The sequence below is a fragment of the Nocardia farcinica genome, from assembly GCF_029867845.1.
In the GTDB taxonomy this organism is placed as follows: Bacteria; Actinomycetota; Actinomycetes; order Mycobacteriales; family Mycobacteriaceae; genus Nocardia; species Nocardia farcinica_A.
Genome location: NZ_JARWRU010000017.1, coordinates 1 through 1308 on the forward strand (window position 1 = coordinate 1; position 1308 = coordinate 1308).

General features: G+C 77.1%; 2 protein-coding genes. Both read left to right on the top strand.

Annotation, left to right across the window (positions count from 1 at the left end):
• A partial coding sequence (locus tag QH283_RS00220; RefSeq protein ID WP_280501001.1) for a CoA transferase occupies nt 1-867 on the top strand: 867 nt, incomplete at its 5' end.
• A gap of 131 nt (nt 868-998) precedes the next feature.
• Nucleotides 999-1308: nucleoside hydrolase (locus tag QH283_RS00225; protein ID WP_280501002.1), on the top strand; the 310-nt coding region annotated here is incomplete at its 3' end.

Sequence of the window (1308 nt, forward strand, 5' to 3'; positions counted from 1 at the left end):
GGGGGGCCCCCGGTGGTGTACGGGGCGCCCCCCCCGCCGGCCGCCGAGGCCGCGGCGGGCCCGCTGGTCTCCATCGAGCAGCGCGAGGACCGCGCGGGCACCCGGCTGCGCTCGGAGGCCACCCCCTTCCAGCCGCTGCGCGGGGTGCGCGTGCTGGACATGACCAGGGTGATCGCCGGTCCGGTGGCCACCCGCACGCTGGCGCTGCTCGGCGCGGAGGTGTTGCGGGTCGACGCGCCGTGGCTACCCGAGCTGCCCTGGCAGTTCGCCGACACCTGCCAGGGCAAGCATTCGGTGCTGATGGACATGCGCAGCCATGCCGTCGCCTTCCACGACCTGCTCGCCCAGGCCGACGTGCTGGTGACCGGTTACCGTCCCGGCGCGCTGGAGAGCGCGGGGCTCATCACCGCGGTGCGCCGCGGCCTGATCCACGCCAGGATCAGCGCATGGGGCGAGACCGGCCCGTGGAGCACCCGACGCGGCTTCGACAGCATCGTGCAGGCCGCCACCGGCATCGCCGTGCTGGAGGGCGCGCCGCAGGTGCCGGGTTCGCTGCCCGCCCAGGCCCTCGACCACGCCACCGGATACCTGCTGGCCGCGGGCGTGATCGACGCGCTGGCCGCGCACACCTACGACGGCGTCGGCCGGGACGTGCGGGTGTCGTTGGCACGCACCGCCTCCTGGCTGCTCAACGCGCCGGGCCGCACGCTCAAGCATCCGGCGCCCGCGCCGCCGAGCAGCCACGCGGTCGTTTCGCACGGCAACGTGCAGACCGCGGCGCCCGCGCTGGCGGAGTACCCGGACTACGCGTGGCCCGCGCCCCAGATGGGGTCGGGCACCCCGGCCTGGCCGGTCCGCACCCGCTGATCTCCTCGCCCGGCGCGCATCGCCGGGCGGGGCGCCACCGGCGACACGCCGCCCGCGACCGGTGGCGCCGTCGGCGCGCCCGCACCCACCCGCCGACCGCTCCCCCGGCCGGCGGTGACTAGGCTCGGGGCGTGCGGCAGAAGATCATCGTGGACGTCGATACCGGGATCGACGACTCGCTGGCGCTGCTCTATCTGCTCGCCTCCCCGGACGCCGAGTTGCTCGGCATCGCGTCGACGGCGGGGAACGTGGGAGCCGCGCAGGTCGCGGCGAACAATCTGGCGTGGCTCGACGTGTGCCACGCCCCGCAGATCGAGGTGGCGCGCGGCGCCGAGCGGGCGCGGGCGGTCGAGTTTGGCACCCCCGCGGACCCCCCCGGGCCCCGGGGCGGGGGGCCCGCGCGGCGGCCGGGGTCGCGGCGGTCGCGGTCCCCGCGGTCGG